At 45.5% G+C, this 1,073-nt stretch carries 2 protein-coding genes; one reads left to right on the top strand and one right to left on the bottom strand.

Annotated elements, in window-relative coordinates:
• The coding region (gene serA, locus R8N28_RS26755) for a phosphoglycerate dehydrogenase (RefSeq protein ID WP_318183862.1) at window positions 1-813 on the top strand (813 nt) is incomplete at its 5' end.
• Window positions 814-877: 64 nt separating this feature from the next.
• Here serA and R8N28_RS26750 read toward each other — a convergent pair.
• Window positions 878-1,073, bottom strand: a 196-nt coding sequence (locus R8N28_RS26750; protein WP_412079941.1) for an SIMPL domain-containing protein, incomplete at its 5' end; no start/stop codon positions are given.

Below are 1,073 nucleotides of genomic sequence, written 5' to 3'. Positions count from 1 at the left end.
AAGAGCGCAGACAACTCTTACGAAGCGCGTGGTAAACGCCTTGGTATCATTGGTTACGGCCATATCGGTACTCAGCTGGGCATTATTGCTGAAAACTTAGGTATGCGCGTGTACTACTACGATATCGAAAACAAACTATCACTTGGCAACGCAACGCAAATCCACACGATGAGCGAGCTGCTAAACAAATGTGATGTTATTTCGCTGCACGTACCAGAAACACCTGAAACGAAGAATATGATGGGCGAAGAAGAATTTGCTCGCATGAAGCCTGGCGCAATCTTCATCAACGCCGCTCGCGGTACCGTTGTTGATATTCCTGCGCTTTGCCACAGCCTAGAAGCAGGTCACTTAGCTGGCGCAGCAATCGACGTATTCCCAGTTGAACCAAAAACAAACGCTGACCCGTTTGAATCTCCACTACAGAAATTCGATAACGTCATTCTAACGCCACACGTGGGCGGCTCTACTCAAGAAGCACAAGAAAACATCGGCGTGGAAGTTGCGGGTAAACTGGCGAAATATTCAGATAATGGTTCAACACTATCAAGCGTTAACTTCCCTGAAGTATCTCTGCCTGAACACGGTCGTGAGTGCTCTCGCTTGCTGCACATTCACAAAAACCGTCCAGGTATTCTGACTCAAATTAACACCATCTTCGCAGAAGAAGGCATCAACATCGCAGCGCAGTACCTACAAACTGAAGCTGAGATCGGCTACGTAGTTATTGATGTGGAAACTGAGCGTTCAGAAGAAGCACTAACTAAGCTGAAAAGCATTGAAGGCACGATTCGTGCTCGTATTCTTCATTAAGAAGAATCCATACAACAAAGGCAGGGATTATCCCTGCCTTTTCTTTTTGTGTTACCAAAACAAATTATTTTAATTTGTAAACCACATCCACTTGGTCACGAATTACAAGAGTCGAGTCTTGGTAACTGTTCGAACCTTGCTTGCTGTCCATCGCCATTGAGCGCATCAACACAGGCTGTACATGCATTTGGTTATAGTTAATTTGCCAGATGCCGCCGAGTTTTTTATCAAAGCCAGATGCAAGCGATGCCGCTTTTTCT

The sequence above is a fragment of the Vibrio sp. Vb1554 genome, from assembly GCF_033344235.1.
Note: the sequence above shows the minus strand (reverse complement) of the source record. Positions and strands in the feature narration are given on the sequence as shown.